The sequence below is a fragment of the Azospirillum agricola genome (assembly GCF_020005195.1).
In the GTDB taxonomy this organism is placed as follows: Bacteria; Pseudomonadota; Alphaproteobacteria; order Azospirillales; family Azospirillaceae; genus Azospirillum; species Azospirillum agricola.
The window spans coordinates 144029-161819 of sequence record NZ_JAIFZR010000002.1; the positions used below are offsets into that span (position 1 = coordinate 144029).

At 71.6% G+C, this 17791-nt stretch carries 15 protein-coding genes; 10 read left to right on the forward strand and 5 right to left on the reverse strand.

Translation table 11 applies throughout. The features are described from left to right. Positions 1-2 precede the first annotated feature (2 nt). The 4 genes from JN22_RS03505 to JN22_RS03520 are packed head-to-tail and all read left to right on the forward strand — an operon-like array spanning position 3 to position 3776. A complete protein-coding gene (locus tag JN22_RS03505; protein ID WP_085552600.1) occupies positions 3-878 on the forward strand; it encodes a CheR family methyltransferase in 876 nt (291 codons plus the stop codon). After that, positions 875-1303 carry a response regulator gene (locus tag JN22_RS03510; RefSeq protein ID WP_085552601.1) on the forward strand — a complete coding sequence of 143 codons (429 nt, stop codon included), beginning with the start codon at positions 875-877 and terminating at the stop codon, positions 1301-1303. The genes JN22_RS03505 and JN22_RS03510 overlap by 4 nt, the downstream gene beginning before the upstream one ends. Next, positions 1300-3516, forward strand: coding sequence for a chemotaxis protein CheA (locus tag JN22_RS03515; protein WP_085552602.1), 2217 nt, complete (start codon positions 1300-1302; stop codon positions 3514-3516). The genes JN22_RS03510 and JN22_RS03515 overlap by 4 nt, the downstream gene beginning before the upstream one ends. Beyond that, positions 3516-3776, forward strand: coding sequence for a hypothetical protein (locus tag JN22_RS03520; protein WP_085552603.1), 261 nt, complete (start codon positions 3516-3518; stop codon positions 3774-3776). Before JN22_RS03515 ends, JN22_RS03520 begins: the two co-directional genes overlap by 1 nt. 119 nt (positions 3777-3895) lie before the next feature. Here the strand turns inward: JN22_RS03520 and JN22_RS03525 are convergent, their stop codons facing one another. Continuing rightward, entirely contained in the window at positions 3896-5584 is a 1689-nt protein-coding gene (locus tag JN22_RS03525; protein ID WP_143268136.1) for a methyl-accepting chemotaxis protein, read from the reverse strand. A gap of 236 nt (positions 5585-5820) precedes the next feature. On the opposite strand from JN22_RS03525, the gene JN22_RS03530 reads away from it, so the two are divergent. From JN22_RS03530 to JN22_RS03540, 3 genes are all read left to right on the forward strand, one after another. Next, a complete protein-coding gene (locus JN22_RS03530) occupies positions 5821-7230 on the forward strand; it encodes a PAS domain-containing sensor histidine kinase (RefSeq protein ID WP_223677553.1) in 1410 nt (469 codons plus the stop codon). A gap of 71 nt (positions 7231-7301) precedes the next feature. Next, entirely contained in the window at positions 7302-9011 is a 1710-nt protein-coding gene (gene ade / locus JN22_RS03535) for an adenine deaminase (protein WP_085552606.1), read from the forward strand. 266 nt (positions 9012-9277) lie between these two features. Further along, entirely contained in the window at positions 9278-11032 is a 1755-nt protein-coding gene (locus tag JN22_RS03540) for a CocE/NonD family hydrolase (protein WP_085552607.1), read from the forward strand. On the opposite strand, the gene JN22_RS03545 is transcribed toward JN22_RS03540, so the two are convergent. Then, positions 10948-11721 (reverse strand): Fic family protein, encoded by a 774-nt coding sequence (locus JN22_RS03545; RefSeq protein ID WP_085552608.1) that lies wholly within the window; start codon positions 11719-11721, stop codon positions 10948-10950. The two genes, JN22_RS03540 and JN22_RS03545, sit on opposite strands and share 85 nt — an antisense overlap. Before the next feature lie 231 nt (positions 11722-11952). Between JN22_RS03545 and JN22_RS03550 the strand changes: the two genes are divergently transcribed. Beyond that, positions 11953-12375, forward strand: a complete 423-nt coding sequence (locus JN22_RS03550) for a bacteriohemerythrin (RefSeq protein WP_085552609.1) — start codon at positions 11953-11955, stop codon at positions 12373-12375. 56 nt (positions 12376-12431) lie between these two features. Here the strand turns inward: JN22_RS03550 and JN22_RS03555 are convergent, their stop codons facing one another. Beyond that, complete coding sequence (locus JN22_RS03555; RefSeq protein ID WP_085552610.1) at positions 12432-14123, reverse strand: tetratricopeptide repeat protein; 1692 nt, start codon at positions 14121-14123, stop codon at positions 12432-12434. 292 nt (positions 14124-14415) lie between these two features. On the opposite strand from JN22_RS03555, the gene JN22_RS03560 reads away from it, so the two are divergent. Together JN22_RS03560 and JN22_RS03565 are read left to right on the forward strand one after the other, a co-directional pair. Continuing rightward, the gene (locus tag JN22_RS03560; RefSeq protein WP_085552611.1) at positions 14416-15843 is read left to right on the forward strand and encodes a S8 family peptidase; all 1428 of its coding nucleotides are present in this window, start codon (positions 14416-14418) and stop codon (positions 15841-15843) included. Positions 15844-15932: 89 nt separating this feature from the next. Continuing rightward, entirely contained in the window at positions 15933-16151 is a 219-nt protein-coding gene (locus tag JN22_RS03565; protein WP_085552612.1) for a hypothetical protein, read from the forward strand. A gap of 63 nt (positions 16152-16214) precedes the next feature. On the opposite strand, the gene JN22_RS03570 is transcribed toward JN22_RS03565, so the two are convergent. Further along, positions 16215-17228 (reverse strand): phosphotransferase family protein, encoded by a 1014-nt coding sequence (locus JN22_RS03570; protein ID WP_223677554.1) that lies wholly within the window; start codon positions 17226-17228, stop codon positions 16215-16217. Between the two features lie 9 nt (positions 17229-17237). Further along, on the reverse strand, positions 17238-17774 hold the full coding sequence (moaB, locus tag JN22_RS03575) for a molybdenum cofactor biosynthesis protein B (RefSeq protein ID WP_085552613.1): 537 nt from the start codon (positions 17772-17774) through the stop codon (positions 17238-17240). Positions 17775-17791 lie beyond the last annotated feature (17 nt).

A 17791-nucleotide genomic window follows, 5' to 3' on the forward strand; every position in this document is an offset into this window, starting at 1 on the left:
GAATGAACGCTCTTCCCGACGAGTCGTCCCCCGGCCTTCCGCCGGCCGACTATGAGATGCTCTGCGATTTCCTGCGGGAGAGGACCGGCCTGTCCTTCACCGAGGCCAAGCGCTATTTCGTCGACCGCCGCGTCGCCACCCGCATGGCCGCGGTGGGCGTCGCCACCGTCCGCGAATATCTGAGGCTGCTGCGCTTCCAGGCCTCGGGCGAGGAGTTGCAGCTTCTCGTGAACCTGATGACGGTGAACGAGACCTATTTCTTCCGCGAGAAGTACCAGTTCGACTGCCTCGTCAATTCGGCCCTGGACGAGGTGGTGCGCGGGCGTCCGCCGGGCGCGCGGGTGCGCATCTGGTCGGCCGGCTGCTCGACCGGCGAGGAGCCCTATTCCATCGCCCTCATGCTGCTGGAGTATTGGCGTCGGGTGGACGAGTTCGAGATCGAGCTGTACGCCTCCGACATCGATTCGTCGGTCCTTGCCCGTGCCCAGGAGGGAATTTACGAGGAAAGATCGCTCCAGGGGCTGCCGGCGCATCTGCGGTCCAAATATTTCCGGCGGATCGGTTCCGCCCCCGACCGCTGGCAGATCATCGAGGAGTTGCGCGAGTCCATTGATTTCTCGCACGTCAACATCGTCGATCCCGAACAGCTGCGCGCCTTTCGCGGCATCGACGTCATCTTCTGCCGGAATCTGCTGATCTATTTCGACGATCTTGGCCGAAGGGAGGCCGCATCGATGTTCTATGACGCTCTGGCGCCCAACGGGTTCGTGTGCCTCGGCCATTCGGAGAGCATGAGCCGCATCTCGTCGCTCTTCGTTCCCCGGCGCTTTCCGGACGCCATCCTCTACCAGAAGCCGGTGCCGGGGGGGCTGCCATGAGCGCGCTTCCGGCCGCGGGCCGGTCTCCCCGCGTCCTGGTGGTGGACGACGCCGCCACCGTCCGCGCCTACAGCCGGCAGGTGCTCGAGGACGACGGTTTCACGGTGGACGAGGCGGTGAACGGCATCGAGGGACTGGAGCGCGCCCTGGCCCAGCCGCCCGACCTGTTGGTCGTCGACGTGAACATGGTCAAGATGGACGGCTACACCATGCTGCGCGTGCTGCGCCGCGACCCGGCCCTGCGCGACGTGCCGGCGATCATGGTCAGCACCGAGGCGCAGGACAGCGACCGCGAGCAGGCTTTTCTGGCCGGGGCGAACTGGTACATCGTCAAGCCGGCGCGGCCCGACGCGCTGACCGCCGCCGCCCGCCTGCTGACCGGCCGCCCGCCAGCCGGCCGCCCCGACGCGGAGGGAACCCCATGAGCGCGCTGTTCGACCAGTTCATCCTGGAATCGCGCGACCTGCTGACCGAGGCCGGCGACAGCCTGCTGGCGCTGGAGCGCGATCCCGCCGACCGGGCCGCCGTGGACGCGCTGTTCCGTGCCTTCCACACGTTGAAGGGCGCCACCGGCCTGTTCGATCTGGCGTCTTTCACCCGTCTGGTCCATGCCGGGGAGGATGCGCTGGCCGCCGTGCGCGACGGGCGGCGGGTCCTGACCCCGGAGCTGGCCGACCGGCTTTTCCGCGCGATCGACCAGAGCGCCCGCTGGATCGACGCGCTGGAGGCCGCCGGAACCCTGCCCGGCGATGCCGCCGAGGCGGCCGGGCGGCTGGGCGGCGAGCTTGGCGACGGGCCGGGCGACGGTTCGGGGGGTGGTTCGGGGGGTGGTCCGGGAGCCGGACCCGCCGCCGGGCCGGCGGCCGGTTTCGAATGGGTGGAGACGCTGGACGGGAGCCGGCGCGAGGCGGCCGGCCTGACCGGCGGGCGGACGCTGACGGCGCTGACCTACGATCCCGATCCCGAATGCTTCTTCAACGGCGACGATCCGCTGGCCCTGTGCCGGCGGATTCCCGACCTGCGCCTGCTGCTCGTCGAGCCGGCGCAGCCGCTGCCGCCGCTCGGCGCGCTGGACCCCTACCGTTGCCTGCTGCGCTTCCGCGCCCTCAGCGGCGCGCCGCCGGCCGAGGTGACAGCGGTGTTCCGCACGGTCCCCGATCAGGTGCGGGTCGGCGCGGTGACGCCGCCCCCGCCCCCGCCTCCGCCGCCGGCTCCCGGTCCGGAGGGGGCGGACAGTCTGGCTGACGCGATGCTGCGCACGCAGGAGAGCATCCTCGACCTGCCCGGCGAGCCGGAGGAGCGCGAGGCCCGCCGCGCCGCCGTGGCGCGCTCCGCCGGCAACATCCTGGCGGCGCAGGGGCTGACGGTGGACCGGGCCGCCCTGCTGGCGGCCTGCGTCGACGCCGGGTCGCTGCGCCGCTTCGTCGAAACCGCGCGGGCGCCGGCCATGGGCGAGGGGCCCCCGCCCATGGTCGGGCGCCGCGCCCTGCGGGTCGATCCGGAGCGCCTGGACCGGCTGATGGCCCTGGTCGGCGAGCTGACCGTCGCCAAGAGCCAGTTGCCGCCGCTGGTCCGGCGGGTCGGCGACGACGCGCTGGGGCAGGGGCTGAAGGCGGTGTCGGCGCAGTTCGACGCGCTGGTCGGCGAGTTGCAGCACGCCGCCCTGCGCCTGCGCCTGGTGCCGCTGTCCCGGGTGTTCGAACCGCTGCCCCGGCTGGTCCGCGACACCGCGCGGCGGCTCGGCAAGACGGTCGTGCTGGAACTCGACGGCGGCGAAACCGAGGCCGACCGGGACATCCTCGACGCGCTGGGCGAGCCCCTGCTGCATCTGGTGCGCAACAGCCTGGACCACGGCATCGAATCGCCGGAACGCCGCGCCGCCGCCGGCAAGCCGGACAGCGGCACCATCCGCGTCCACGCCTTCCAGGAGAAGGACGGGGTGGTCGTCGAGGTGGGCGACGACGGCGCCGGCATCGACCCGGCGGCGATGCGCGCCGCCGCCTGCCGCAAGGGGCTGCTCGACGAGGCCGCCGCCGCGGCGCTGGACGACGGGGAGGCGGTGCGTCTGGTCTTCGCCCCCGGCTTCAGCACGGCGGCTGGCGTGTCCGAGCTGTCGGGGCGCGGTGTCGGCATGGACGCCGTGCGCGCCGCCGTCGAGCGGGCCGGCGGGCGGGTCGAGATCGCCTCCACTCCCGGCGCCGGCACGCGGGTGCGGCTGGCGCTGCCGCTGACGCTCAGCATCACCCGCGTGGTGGTGGTCGAGGCGGCGGGCGAGCTGTTCGGCGTGCCCGTCGCCCTGGTCGAGGGCATGCGGCGGGTTCCCCGCGCCGACATCCGCGCGCTGAAGACGGCGGAAAGCGTCGTGTTGGGCGGCCGCGTCGTGCCGCTGCTCCGCCTGCGCCGCCTGCTCGGCCTTCCCGAAGATCCGCGCGAGCGCGCGGCGGAACGGGTCCTGGTCGCCGGGCTCGGCGGCGCCGGGGGAACCGTGGCGCTGGTGGTGGACGACGTGCGCGAACGGGCCGACGTGATGCTGCGGCCGATGCATGGCGTCTTGCGGGGGCTGCGCGGCTACAGCGGCACGGCGGTCCTGGGCGACGGGCGTTTGCTGCTGGTGCTCGACCTGCGGGAGCTTTTGTGATGCCGATCCGTTACGATCCGGACGCCGGGGCCGGCGGAACCGCGCGCTTCGAGGGCGTGTGCGCGGTGGACGAGGCGCTGCCGCTCGCCGAATGGCTGGAGGCGGCGGCCGAGCCGCGCGTCGATCTCGGCGCCTGCACGGAGCTGCACACCGCCCTGCTGCAACTGCTGCTGGCCGCAGGTCCGGCGGTGGCGGTGGCGGTGGCGCCGGAGGATGCGTTCCTGCGCCGCTGGGTGGCGCCCCTGCTGGCCAAGCCCTAGGGAAGCGGCCCGGCCTTGAGCCGGGCATTCACGGGCAAGCGCCAGGCGTCCGTCCCGACGGACGGGGGATGAGCCCGGTCACGACGGGAACTGAACGGGCGGGCGTTCCAACCCCCGGTTCACACCGCCTTCAGACGTTCGGTGAAATCGTCGAGATCGGTTTGCAGGGTGCGGGCGTGGACGGTCAGCCCCTGGGCGGCGTCGAGCATGCGGGCCGCGGCGTCGCCGGTGCGGCTGGCGGCCTCCGACACGCCGGTGATCGTCTGCGACACCTCGCGGGTGCCCGACGCCGCGTCGTGGACGTTGCGGGTGATCTCGCGCGTCGCCGCCCCCTGCTGCTCGACGGCGGCGGACACGCCGGCGCTGATGCCGTTGATCCGCTCGATGGTGCCGACGATGCCGCTGATGGCGGCGACGGCGCTGTGCGTCTCGCCCTGGATGGCGACGATCTGGGCGGAGATGTCCTCCGTCGCCTTCGCCGTCTGGTTGGCGAGGTTCTTCACCTCGCCGGCCACCACGGCGAATCCCTTGCCGGCCTCGCCGGCGCGGGCCGCCTCGATGGTGGCGTTCAGCGCCAGCAGGTTGGTCTGGGACGCGATGGAGTTGATCAGCCCCACCACCTCGCCGATGCGGTTGGCGGCGTCGGCCAGCCCGCGCACCGTTTCGTTGGTGCGCTGGGCCTCGCTCTCGGCCTCGCTGGCGATGCGGGCGGCCTCGTGCATGCGGGCGCTGATCTCGGTGATCGAGGCGACCATCTGCTCGGTGGCGGCGGCGACGGTGTGGACGTTGCCGGTCGCCTGTTCGGCCGCCGTGGCGACGCTGGCCGAGCGCTGCGAGGCGTCGCGGGCCGAATCCGACAGCCCTTCGGCGCTGCCCCGGATCTGGTCGGCCTCGCCGTTCAGGGTACGGCACAGCCCCTCGATCTTCCGCGCGAAGCCGCGGGTCAGCGATTCCAACGCTTCCTGGCGTTGCTGGCGGGCCGCCAGCGCCACCCGTTCCTGTTCGGCCAGCTCCTGGTTGCGCCGCAGGGCGTCGCGGAAGACCAGCACGGCGCGGGCCATGTCGCCAATCTCGTCGGCGCCGTCGGTGTTGGGCACGGCGGCGCTGGTGTCGCCGGCGGCGATGCCGGTCATCGCCGCCGTCATCCGCTGGAGCGGCCGGGCGATCTGGCCGCGCGCCACCGCCACCGCCAGCAGCAGCGCCACGACGATGCCGGCGACCGCCGTCGCCTCGACGATCAGGGTCCAGCGCGTCTCGGCGGCGACGAGCTCGGCGCGCAGCTGGTCGACCTCGCGGTCGATCGCGCCGACCAGCGTTTCCAGCGCGGCGTTCAGCGCCTGACGGTTCTTGCGGTTGGCGTCGTTGTCGCCGTAGCCCCGCGCCGCCGCCGCCCCTTGCTCGCGCCCGATGCGCACCAGCTCGGTCCGGAAGCTCACGAATTCGGCGAGCTTGGCGGAGGAGTCGGCGACATGCCCGCGCTCGGCCGCCGGGGTCAGCGTCTTCAATTCGGCCATGCGCTCGTCGAGGGACTTGAGCGCGGCGAGCAGCGGGGTGGCGAACTTGTCGGTTTCGGCGCGGTCACGGGACATGTAGATGCCCCGGCTGTCCATCACCACCGACAGCACCAGCCCGTTCAGCCGCTCGCCCAGCGCCTGCCGGTGCGAGGCGTTCTCGATCCGGGTCGAAAGCTCCGACAGATCGTTCATGGCGACCAGGGCGAGAAGACCGAGCAGCGCGGCGGCCACCGCCTGGATGCCGGCGATCGAATAAATCTTGGAACCGATTCTTAGCTTTCTAAGCGCTGACATTATCGCTTCCGCCCTTTCCCACTGCCTGCCTTGGTTTTTCTCTTCGAAACCCGCTCCGGCATCAGCATGGTCTAGGGGGACAATATTTCGAGATCCTTAAACTGGCATGCGACCGGCTGTCGCGGTTTCCCCTGAATGGTCACCCCTGGCCGTATGGCGGAGACTTGCGTGGGCCTACCCCTTCCAGCATAGTCGGGATGGCAAGGCCGGCGAACCGTTGGCAAGGTGTTTGGACCGTGGTGATTCAGCCTCTGCACAGCCTGTCCGAGGAGACGCCGGCCCAGGAGGCGGCGGCCGGGGAAACGCCGGAGGACACGATCCGCCGGCTGAAGAGGCGCGTCGCCGAGCTGGAGCTGTGCCAGCGCGGGACCGACCGCATGCAGGGCATCGCCGCCGGCATCGACGAGCTGAGGAGGCGCGAGGCGAAGCTGCGCGCCAGCGAGGCGCGTTTCCGGTCCCTGGTGCAGACGGCCGCCAGCATCATTTTGGTGCTGGGCGAGGACGGGCGCGTCCACGAGGCCAACCGCGAGGCGGAGCGCGCCTTCGGGCTGGAGCCCGGCACCACCGTCGGCCGGGCCTGGACCGAGGTGGTCGGCGAGCATCCGGTCAGCGCCTTCGCCGCCCAGCTCGCCATCGCGGCGGAAGGCCACGAGATCCGCAATTTCGAACAGGTCCAGCACGACCGCGCCGGGATCGGCGAGCGGGTGCTGCTGTGGAACATGAACCGGCTGCCCGAGGTGGAGGGGGTGGCGCCCGGCATCCTCTGCGTCGGCCAGGACATCACCCGGCGCAAGCGCGCCGAGCTGGCCCTGCGTCAGGCCCGCGACGAGCTGGAGATGCGCGTCGCCGAGCGCACCCGCGCCCTGATGCAGGAGGTGCAGGAGCGCCGTCGCGCCGAACAGGCGCTGATCCAGGCCAAGGAGCAGGCGGAGCTCGCCAACCGCGCCAAGAGCGAGTTCCTGGCCAACATGAGCCACGAGCTGCGCACCCCGCTGAACGCCATCATCGGCTTCTCGGCGATGATGGAAGGCGAGATCGTCGGGCCGCTCGGCCACCCCAAATACCTCGACTACGCCAAGGTGATCGGCACGTCGGGCCAGCATCTGCTGGCGGTGATCAGCGACATCCTCGACATCGCCAAGATCGAGGCCGGCAAGCTCGACCTCCACCCGCAGCCGATGGACGTGCGCGACGCGGTGGAAAGCTCGCTGCTGCTGATCGCCGAGCGGGCGGCGGAAGGCGGGCTGACCCTGACGGACGCGGTGGCGGACGACACGCCGCTGCTGCTCGGCGACCCGGTGCGGGTCAAGCAGATCCTGCTGAACCTGCTGTCGAACGCGGTCAAGTTCACCGGCCCCGGCGGAACGGTGTCGCTCCAGGTCCGCCGCGACCGCGACCGCATCCTGATCGAGGTCGCCGACACCGGCATCGGCATGAGCGCCGAGGGCATCGCCGTCGCCCTGCAACCCTTCGGGCAGGTCGACAGCCAGCTCTCCAGGCGGTCGGGCGGCACCGGGCTCGGGCTGCCGCTGGTGCGCTCCTTCGTCGAGATGCTGAACGGCACGCTCGACATCCGCAGCCGCGAGGGGGAGGGCACGACGGTCAGCGTGCGCCTGCCGGTCGCCCGCTACTTCGACGGGGAATAGGCCCGCGCTTGCGGATCGGCCCCGCCCGAGCCATGTTCCGATTTCGACGGCACACGAAGGAAGAGGCGGGCATGGCGATCGGGCGGGACGCGCTGAAGACGCGCATCGGGCAGGCGCTCGGCGAGAGCCGGGCCGATCTGGTCATCAAGAACACGCGCTTCCTCAACGTCGTGACCGGCGAGATCGCCGAGGGCGACATCGCCGTCTGCGGCGACGTCATCGTCGGCACCTATGAATCCTACGACGGGGCCGAGGAGATCGACGGGCGCGGGCTGATCGTGGTCCCCGGCTTCATCGACACCCACGTCCATTGCGAATCCACCTGCGTCACCCCGCGGGAGTTCGACCGCTGCGTGCTGCCGCGCGGCACCACCACGGCGATCTGCGACCCGCACGAGATCTGCAACGTGCTGGGCGAGGCGGGGCTGCGCTATTTCCTCGACAGCGCCGGCGGCACGGCCATCGACCTGTTCGTGCAGCTTTCCTCCTGCGTGCCGGCGACCGAGCTGGAGACGTCCGGCGCCCGGCTGGAGGCGCCCGACCTGATCCGCCACATGGATCACCCGCGCGTGATCGGGCTGGCCGAGTTCATGAACTTCCCCGGCGTCTTCCACAAGGTGGACGGGGTGCTCGACAAGCTGGCCGCCTTCGACGGGCGCCACATCGACGGCCACGCGCCGCTGGTGACCGGACGGGAACTGAACGCCTATCTGTCCTGCGGCATCCGCAACTGCCACGAGACGACCAGCGCCGGCGAGGCGATGGAGAAGCTGCGCAAGGGGATGCAGGTGCTGATCCGCGACGGGTCGGTGTCGAAGGACGTCCACGCCCTGGCCGAAGTCATCACCCCGGAAACCTCGCCCTTCCTCGGATTCTGCACCGACGACCGCAACCCGCTGGACATCGCGGAGGAGGGGCACATGGACCACCTCATCCGCAGCGCCATCCGGCTCGGCGCGCCGGTCGCCCATGTCTACCGGGCGGCCACCTGGTCGGCGGCGCGCGGATTCCGCCTGTTCGACCGCGGGCTGGTGGCGCCGGGGCACCGGGCCGATCTGGTGCTGCTCGACGATCTGGAGGAGTGCGCCGTCAACCGCGTCATCCGGGGTGGCCGCGTGGTGACGGCCGAGAGCTTCGCGGGCCGTCCGGCGGTGACTCCGGTCGGGTTGGATTCGGTCAGGCTCGACCCGGTGACGGTGGAGGATTTCGCGGTGCCGGCCGGCGGCTCGGTGCAGTCGGTGATCGGGCTGGAACCGGGCAGGATTCTGACCGAGCACCGGCGGATCGAGGTGCCGGCGGCGGGCGGGCGGATGGTCGCCGACCCGGCGCGCGACCTGCTGAAGATCTGCGTCTTCGCCCGCCACGGCAGCAACCGCAACGTCGGGCGCGGCTTCGTCCAGGGCTTCGGCTTCGCGGAGGGGGCGCTGGCCTCCTCGGTCGGCCATGACAGCCACAACATCTGCGTCGTCGGGGCGTCGGACGCCGACATGTCGGTCGCGGTCAACCGGCTGATCGAGCTTCAGGGCGGCTTCGTCGCCGTGCGCGGCGGCCGGGTCGTCGGCGAACTCGCCCTGCCGCTGGCCGGGCTGATGAGTCTGGAGCCCTTCGAGACGGTGGAGGCGCAACTGCGCGGCCTGCGCGCTGCGGTGCGGGCGATGGGCTGCCCGCTGGCCGAGCCCTTCCTGCAACTGGCCTTCCTGCCGCTGCCGGTGATCCCGCATCTGAAGATCACCGATCGCGGCATGGTGGACGTCGACCGTTTCGAGCTGATCGCCGCCTGAGCGGGCGGTGTGGCGATTTTTTGGGCGGTTGGGTGTTGTTTGGGCAGTGCTGAGCCCTTGCCCCCACCCCGCCCTTCCTCCGCCGGGCGGGGGAGGGAGTTCCGCCGCGCCCCGGCAAGGCTCCCGTCCCCCATTCCCCGCCCAATGGAGGAGGGGTCAAATGGGGGCAAGTGGTCGCACCCCCGGCCCAAAGGGGGCGGTTGCCATGCCCTGGCACGCGCCTTGCCACAGGATCCGGCGGAATCCACACACGACGCCGTTGCCGCATGACCCACCTCGCTCCGCTGCTCGTCGAAACCTCCCCCCTGCTGCCGGTCCGGCCGCCGGAAACCGTGTCGATGCGCACGCGCGACGGGGCGCGGCTGGACGCCGATCTCTACCGGCCCGACGCCGCCGGGACCTGGCCGGTGCTGCTGCTGCGCCTGCCCTGCGGCCGGCGGACGGCCCTGACCAGCCATTACGCCCACCCGCGCTGGTACGCCGCGCGCGGCTATGTGGTGGTGGTGCAGGACATGCGGGGCTGCGGCACCTCGGACGGCCGCTTCCGCCCCTTCGAGGCCGAGCGCGAGGACGGCGCCGACGCGGTCGCCTGGGCGGCCTCGCTGCCCGGTTCGTCGGGGGCGGTGGCCCTCTATGGCTGCGGCTATGCCGGCATCGCCCAGCTTCTCACCCTGGCGGCGGCCCCGCCGGCCCTGCGCGCGGTGGCGCCGGCCTTCGCCGGCTGGGACGTCTTCTCCGACTGGGCCTACGAGGGCGGCGCCTTCCGGTTGGCCGACGCCATGGAATGGGCCTTGCGCTCGGCCGCCGAGGCCGCCCGGCGGGTCGAGGACGGCACCGCCCACCGCATCCTGTCCGACGCCGCCCGCCGCCTGCCGCTCGACGAGGAGATCCCCTCGCGCCCGCAGGCGCTGCGCGATTACGCGCGCTACACCCATTACGACGACTGGCTGAGCCTGCCGGCGCCGGACCGGAGCTGGGACGCCCTGTCGCCGCGCGCCATGCTGGCGGACATGCCGGGCGACGTGGCGGTGATGCAGATCGGCGGCTGGTACGACCCCCGCCTCGCCGGCACGCTCGACGCCCACGAGGCGCTGTCCGGACGGACGGACGGACGGGCCCGCGCGCCGGTGCGGCTGGTCGTCGGTCCCTGGACGGCGGCGGGGCCGCAGGACGGCCCGTCGCTCGACAGCCTGCAACTGGCGTGGTTCGACCGGGTGCTGAAGGGTGAGGGCGCCGACGGCGGCCGTGGCGGAGCCGTGCGCCTGCACGACGTCGAGGCCGGGCGCTGGCACGATCTGCCGGCCGTTCCGCCGGCCGACACCGCCTTCCACCTGTCGAGCGACGGGTTGGCCAACCGCCAGGGCGGGCGGCTCGGGCTGGAGATGGCGGAAAGCGCGGCGCTCGATGTGGTGGTGCACGACCCGCGCGGGCCGGTGCCGGCGGTCGGCGGCCACGCGGTGCCCGACGCCGGCTGCCGCGACCGCGCCGCCGTGGACCGGCGGCCGGACGTCGCCGTCTACACCACCCCGCCGCTGGGCGAGCCGCTGACGCTGGCCGGGCGGGTGGCGCTCGACCTGTGGGTGGAGGCCGACGCGCCGTCCTTCGACGTCAGCGCGGTGCTGTCGGTGGTGCGCCCCGACGGGCGGGTGCTGCCGTTGACCCAGGGGCACGCGCGGGTCGAGCCGGGCGACCCGACCCGGCCGCTCGCGATCGCCATGCGCGGGGTCTGCGCGACTCTGGCGCCGGGCTCGGCGCTGCGGCTGAGCCTCGCCGGGGCCTGCTTCCCGGCCTACCCGGTCAACCCCGGCACAGGGGCCGAGCCGGGCGAGACGCGGCGGGTCGACGCCCAGCCGATCACCCTGCTGATCCACAGCGGGCCGGACCGCCCGTCGCGGCTGCGCCTCCCGCTGTCGGGGGCGGCGGACGCGCCCTTCGGTCAGCCGGCGCCGGGCCCGTCGTTCCCGGCCTCGGGAGCGGCCAGCCCCTTCGCCGCGGCGACGAGGCAGACGTCGAGGCTCTGATCGAGGAAGCGCATCATCAGGTCGCGGAACGGCGTCTTGTCGCCGACCGCCCAGGCGCGCTCGACCAGATCGGTGTAGAGCGCGCGGTCCTCGGCCCGGACCACCACCGGCGGATAGCCGGCGCGGTTCAGCATCAGGTTGCACATCAGCAGCGCCGTCGCCGCGTTGCCGGCGCGGAAGGGGCGGATCGCCATCAGCCGGTGGTGCGTCTCGAAGGCGGTGTCGGGCCCGGCCTCGGCACGGCGCAGCCAGCCCGACAGGGCCGACATCGACACCCGCAGCTTGGCCGGGTCGGGAGCGGCGCCGGCCGGATCGTCCTTGGGCGGGCCGTTGCGGTACTTGCCGGCCTCCTCGTCGACGCCCTGCTCCAGCACCGTGTGGAAGGCCGTGACGGTGCGCTCGCCGATCACGCCGTTCGGCTCGTAGGACAGCCGGGCCATCAGCTCCAGCGCGCCGCGGTGGTTGAGGACGAAGCGCTGCTCGTCGACCGGGCGGTGGCGCAGCACGGTGCCGCGCTCCAGGATCGCCTTGACGTCGGCCCGCTTCAGCACGACGCCCTCGATCCCCAGCGCGGCGATGGTCAGCTCCATCTCGAACCAGTCGGCGAGGTCGTGGACGGTGTCCTGGGGCAGCGGGCGGGCGCTGTCGAGCGCCTGTTTCTTGTCGGCGATCACGTCGAGCAGGGGCATGCGCCGCAGTCTCCGGAAAACGAAGCCAGGATACCGGAGAGGGAAACTGGCGGGGGAGGGAGGGGGAAGCGCGCCCCATGCGGCGCCCTCCGCGGCACCCCCTGCGGGGATTTGCCGCTTGAGCCGGCACCGTTGCCGGTTTTAGGATCCCTGTCAAGATTCCACAACTCGATCGGTCGGCCGGTTGCCGCCCCGGAGAATCCGGGGGGCGCGCAGGGGAGGATTGGGGCCATGACGCATGTCGCCTGGGACGAAACGATGAGCGTCGGCGTCGCCGTGCTCGACGACGAACACAAACGCCTGCTGGATCTGTTCAACGGGCTGCTCGAGAGCGGCATCACCCCGGCGAACCGGGAGGAGCTGTCGGCCCTGCTGGTCAGCCTGCGCGATTATGTCGCGGTCCATTTCGCGCGGGAGGAGGCGTTGATGGAACGCCGCCGTTATCCCGATCTCGACGCCCACATCGCCGCCCACCGCTATTTCGAGGGCGAGGTGGACAAGCTCCACGCCGACTTCGACGGGGACAACACCACCATGCTGCGGATGGACCTGATCCTGCTGCTGAAGGATTGGTTCGTCGAGCACATCCAGGAAACCGACGCCCTCTACCGGCCCTATGTGGCGGGCGAGCCGGCGGCGGCGACGGCGGAGTAGGGGGGCAGGCACCCGTCATGCCCGTGCCAGCCACGGGCATGACGGACGGGGGGGCCCTACGGCTTGGCCGCCGCCGCCTGCTTGTCGGGCAGCCCCTTGTCGAGCTTGGCCTGGATGGCCTCCTTCTGGGTGTCCTCGTCGGCGTTGCGCAACGCGCGGGTCCATTGGAAGCGCGCCTCGTTGCGGCGGCCGACGCGCCAGTAGGCGTCGCCGAGATGGTCGTTGATCGTCGGGTCGACCGGCTTCAGCTCCACCGCCCGCTCCAGCTTGGCGACGGCGCCCTCGTAGTCGCCCAGGCTGTAGAGCGCCCAGCCCAGGCTGTCGACGATGTAGCCGTCGCGCGGCTTCAGCTCCACCGCCCGCTCGACCATCGCCTTGGCCTTGTCGAGGTTGAGGCCGCGGTCGATCCAGCTGTAGCCGAGATAGTTCAGCAGCGTCGCCTCGTTCGGCTTCAGGTTCAGCGCCGCCTTCAGGTCGGCCTCGGCCTCCGGCCAGCGGTTGGTCTTCTCGAAGGCCATGGCGCGGGCGTAGAGCACCGGCCAATGCTGCTCCTGCGGCGTGCCGATGCGGGCCAGCGCCGCGCTGTAGGCCTCGGCCGACTCGGCGAACTTCCGGGCGTAGCGGTAGAGGTCGCCGAGCCGGATCGTCGCGTCGGTGCGCTCCGGCCGCTCGGCCGACAGGGCCTTCAAAGCGGCGATGGCGTCGTCGTTGCGCTCCAGCCGGGCGAGCGCGTCGACCGCGCGCATCCGCGCCGTCCAGCCCAGCACCGGGTTGCCTTCGAGCTGCTTGTATTCGGCCAGCGCGTCCTCGAAATGGTCGCGCGATTCCATGACGTCGCCGATCATCAGGCGGGCGAGCGGCAGATCCGCGCGCAGATGCAGGGCGATGCGGCCGAACAGCAGGGCGGTCTCCGCCGCCCCCTCGTGCTGCAACGCGCTGCCCAGGTCGAACAGGGCCTCCGCCATGCCGTGGCGGGCGTCGTTCACCATGCGGACCGGCACCGTGCCGGTGGCGAGCGCCTTCAGCGCCGGCTCGACGAGCTGGCGGTCGGGGCTGCCGGCCTGGAAGGCCTCGTAGAGCTTGCGTGCTTCCGCCGGGCGGCCGGTGCGCTCCAGGAAATTGCCGACGATCTGCACGACGCGCAGCGGCGCCTCGGTTTCCGCCACCTTGGCGTAGCGGGCCGCCGCGTCCTCGTTGCGGCCGCCGAGGTCGAGGATCAGGCCGGCGTGCAGGTTGTACAGCGCCCCGAAGCCGGCGACCCCGGCCAGCGGCTCCAGCGCCTCCAGCGCGCGGTCGGTCTGGCCGCGCCCGGCGGCGAGCCACGCCCTGGTCAGCGGGGCGACGAACTTGCCCAGCCCCTCGGCCGGCATCCGCGCGGCCATCGCCTCCGCCTCGGCCTGCCGGCCGGCGGCGAGATGGTCGGCGGCGATCAGCGCGATCGCCATCTGCGGCTCCTTGTCCTCCTCCAGCAGCCGGTTGGCGAGGCCGAGCGCGGCGGCGATCTGCCCCTCGCCGAGCTTCAGCAGGAAGGTTCGGCGCAGCAGGGCGAGGTCGTCGGGGTCGGCGGCCAGCGCCTGGGCGGTGTAGAGCGCGGCGGCGGTCCAGTCGTCCTGATGCTGGGCGAAGCGGCCGGCGAGATAGCTGCCGGTCGCCGATCCCGGCGCGCCCGCCGCCTGCGCGCCCGCGAGGGCGAGCGAGGAAAGCACCAGGGCGGCACCCAGCCGCAATCCAGTCCGGAACGTCGTCATACCTTGTCCACCTTGCGGGAGCGGGTTTGAACTCATGAGCCTAAGCAGCAAATCGCCGGCTGTCACACACTTGATGGCCTGATCGCACGATGATCATCCGCGGGGACCATTCGCGAGGATCAGCCGCGGTGATCATCCGCAGGGAAATGGGGATGGCTGGCCCGCATCTCCAGCCGGCGGCCGCTCGTCGGCAACGGACGGCGGGGAAATCGCGTCGAAGGCGATCGGTTCGCAAACATATTCCCCTTCCCGCTTCATCCCGGCGTGATAAAATTGAACATGTTTCGATAACATGTCTTTTCGAGGGATTGTCATGGCGGATATGAATGTTCTGATTGAGGTCAGGGGCGGCGATCCGCTTTCCCTGTCCGCCGTCGAGGCTGTGGCTTTTTCCGCCGGTCCCGCCGAACGGGTGAGAAGGGCGGAGGCGCTGCTGGCCGACCTTCCCGGCCTCGGGGTGGACGTGCTGGACGACATCGGTCCAATCCCCCTCGCGTCCGGTCCCGATGATCCGGTGTTCCTTCAGTCGCCCGGTCTGTTCGGCATGACGTTCGAGGGCAGGCTTGCGGATACCCCGGGCAGCGAGCGGACCTTCGTCGTGTCCGCCCAGGTGAAGCCGGGGGCGCTGGCGCGGCTGGAGGAGCGGGACGACATCATCGTCTGGCCGAACAGCCCCATCACGCTGCTGGGAGACGGGGGGGCGGTCGGCGACGGGTATTTCGGACTGTTCGATCTTGCCGGCAGCGGGGGCGGAACCGATTGCCGTCCCTTCCGGCCTGGGGTGTCGGTCGACGCCATCCGCCAGCTTCTCGGCGTGGAGGCGCTGTGGCGCGACGGCTATCGCGGGCAGAACGTCATCGTTGCGGTCCTGGATGAAGGGGTGAACGGCGCCTACCCCGTCGTCGGGGGATTCGAAAAGGATAACCAGAAGCTGTGGGGCATCGCCCCCATCCACAGCCATGGATCGATGTGCGCGGCGGATATCCTGGTGGCCGCCCCGGCGGCGCGGCTGTACGATTATCCATTCCTCGGTCAGCCGCGATCCGGCGGCGCCCTCGCCATGTTCCAGGCGGTCCTCGAACGCCGGCGCCGGGATGGAACGCCTCACCTGACCAACAACAGCTACGGTTATGTCGCCGTGCCCGATCGGGCGACCCAGCCGCGTCACGAAATCTGGGACATCAACCACCCCCTGCACCGGAAGATCCGGGAGGTGGTCGCCGAAGGCGTGGCCTGCTTCTTCGCGGCGGGGAACTGCGGCAGCGAATGCCCCAGCTCGGTCTGCCACAGCAGCGGGACCGGTCGCGGACGGTCGATCCACGCGTCGAACAGCCTGAGCGAGGTGGTCACGGTTGCCGCGGTGAACAGCCGGCACGAGCGCATCGGCTATTCGAGCCAGGGGCCGGGGATGTTCGACCCGGCGAAACCGGACATCGCCGGCTACTCGCACTTCTTCGGAAATTTCGGGCCGGGGCGGCCGGCAGGACTGGCCCAGCCGTTCGACAATGGAACGTCGGCGGCGACGCCCGTGGTCTGCGGCGTGGCGGCGGCCCTGGCCAGCGTGTCTCCCGGCATCAGCCCGCAGGAGATGAAAGCGGTTCTTATGGAGAGCGCTATTGACATCGGGGAACCGGGACCAGACCATCTTACGGGTTCGGGAGTCGTGAACGCCGCCGCCGCCTATCAGCTGTTGAAGAGGCGGAGGGTGCCCACCGCGTAGGACGGATCGCGTGAGGGCAGGCTGCGCAAGGCGGGAGGGGCCGGGCAGGAGGATGCAGCGGAGCGCATGAACTGCGACAGGAGAGTCCGATGAAATGGTTGATTACGACCGACACGCGGGTCGATGCCACGCTCCTTGAAAAGAAATTGGAAAGGCTTGGCGCCCACCGCGACGACACCCCGCCCGTTCCGCTCGGGGACAGGGAGGTCGTCTGGAGCGTCGACGGTCCGGCCAACCTCGATCGGACCCTTCCGGAAACCAAGGGCATTCTCGAGATATACCCCTCGTCCTCCATGACGCTTTATTGAACGCTTTCCCGGCTCCCCCCGCGCTTCGACAGGGCGGGAGCCGGTCGTGCAAACGCCCTTCCTCTACGACCAATCGCGCCGCACCTGCTCGATCCGCGCGGCGCGCAGGATGTCGGCGGCGTGCCCGTCCATATGGATGCGCAGCGAGTCCGGCATGCCGGGCGACAGGGTCGCGCCCTTCACCGACCAGCGGGCCATCCACGACAGCGTGCGCAGCCAGGTGAGACGGCGCAGCGGCTTGATCCCCGGCCGCACCGCCCCGGCCAGTTCCGCGGGCACGGCTGCGGCCCAGGACTCGTGGAAGGCGGCGACCTCGGCGGCGGTCAGCGCGGCGTCGACCGCCGGGTCCCACTTGGTCGAGCTGTAGAGGCTGGCGTGGGCCAGATCCATGGCCGGATGGCCGTATTGCAGCTTCTCCAGGTCGGTGAACCACGCCTTGCCGGCGGCATCGATCAGGAAATTGCCGGGGTGCACGTCGACCCCGACCAGGACGACCGGGGCCGGGCCGTCCAGGCGGGCGGCGCGGGCGGCGTCCAGCTCGGCTTCGATCAGGGCGCGGGCCTCGGCGGCCAAGCCGGCGTCGGCGAACCAGTCGGCCTGCCGCTCGACCTGGGCCAGCAGCGCTGCCGCCGGGTCGGCCGGGGCCGGCAGCGGCGGGCGCTCCTCCGGCGGGAGAAGCGGCAGCCGGTGCAGGGCGGCGAGCGCGCGGGCGATCGCCGGCATGTCGTCCGGCAGGCGCGGCGTGCGCCCGACGATCTCGCCGACCAGCAGGGCGCCCAACGGCAGGCCGTTTTCCGAAGCCGGGGCCGGCGGCAGCACGGCGGCGAGGCGCGGGGTGTGGCCCGACGGTTCGGCGCGGCGGAAGGCGGCCGCCTGATGGTCCAGCGCCGTCAGCGGGTCGAGCCCCATCTGGCTCCAGCGCGGGATGCGGACGACGAGGCCGTGTCCGCGCAGCCGGACATGGTCGTGGGCCACCCCCTTGAGCGGCAGCGGTTCGAGTGCGTCCATGGGGAGCGCCGCGAAGCCGGGCAGGCGCGCCAGCGCGGCGTGAAGGGCCGGCAGGGAGAAGGACGGCAAGGGGCGGGCCTAGGCCTGATGCTCGCGCAGGCGCGGGATCAGCTCGACGAGGTTGCAGGGGCGGTGGCGGTTGTCGAGCTGCCAGACCAGGATGTCGTCCCAGGCGTCGCGGCAGGCGCTGGGCGAGCCGGGCAGGGCGAAGAGGTAGGTCCCGTTCGCCAACCCGCCGGTCGCCCGGCTCTGGATGGTCGAGGTGCCGACCTTGGCGTAGCTGAGCTGACGGAACAGCTCGCCGAAGCCGGGAATCGCCTTGTCGTAGAGCGCCTCGACCGCTTCCGGCGTGACGTCGCGGCCGGTGACGCCGGTGCCGCCGGTGGTCAGCACCACGTCGATCTCCGGATCGGCGATGAAGCCCTGCACCTGCGCCCGGATCGCCGCCACGTCGTCCTTGACGATGACCCGCCGGGCGAGCCGGTGGCCGGCCGCCGTCAGCCGTTCCGCCAGCGCGTCGCCCGATCGGTCGTCGGCGGGGGTGCGGGTGTCGGAGACGGTGACGACGGCGATGTTCACCGGCAGGAAGGGGCGGGTCTCGTCGATCTTCGGCATGGAGGAGGCGCTTTCCG

Coding starts and splice junctions, on each gene's coding strand:
- JN22_RS03505 (WP_085552600.1), top strand. CDS start 3: ATGAACGCTCTTCCCGACGAGTCGTCCCCCGGCCTTCCGCCGGCCGAC.
- JN22_RS03510 (WP_085552601.1), top strand. CDS start 875: ATGAGCGCGCTTCCGGCCGCGGGCCGGTCTCCCCGCGTCCTGGTGGTG.
- JN22_RS03515 (WP_085552602.1), top strand. CDS start 1,300: ATGAGCGCGCTGTTCGACCAGTTCATCCTGGAATCGCGCGACCTGCTG.
- JN22_RS03520 (WP_085552603.1), top strand. CDS start 3,516: ATGCCGATCCGTTACGATCCGGACGCCGGGGCCGGCGGAACCGCGCGC.
- JN22_RS03525 (WP_143268136.1), bottom strand. CDS start 5,584: ATGTCAGCGCTTAGAAAGCTAAGAATCGGTTCCAAGATTTATTCGATC.
- ade (WP_085552606.1), top strand. CDS start 7,302: ATGGCGATCGGGCGGGACGCGCTGAAGACGCGCATCGGGCAGGCGCTC.
- JN22_RS03540 (WP_085552607.1), top strand. CDS start 9,278: ATGACCCACCTCGCTCCGCTGCTCGTCGAAACCTCCCCCCTGCTGCCG.
- JN22_RS03545 (WP_085552608.1), bottom strand. CDS start 11,721: ATGCCCCTGCTCGACGTGATCGCCGACAAGAAACAGGCGCTCGACAGC.
- JN22_RS03550 (WP_085552609.1), top strand. CDS start 11,953: ATGACGCATGTCGCCTGGGACGAAACGATGAGCGTCGGCGTCGCCGTG.
- JN22_RS03555 (WP_085552610.1), bottom strand. CDS start 14,123: ATGACGACGTTCCGGACTGGATTGCGGCTGGGTGCCGCCCTGGTGCTT.
- JN22_RS03560 (WP_085552611.1), top strand. CDS start 14,416: ATGTCTTTTCGAGGGATTGTCATGGCGGATATGAATGTTCTGATTGAG.
- JN22_RS03565 (WP_085552612.1), top strand. CDS start 15,933: ATGAAATGGTTGATTACGACCGACACGCGGGTCGATGCCACGCTCCTT.
- moaB (WP_085552613.1), bottom strand. CDS start 17,774: ATGCCGAAGATCGACGAGACCCGCCCCTTCCTGCCGGTGAACATCGCC.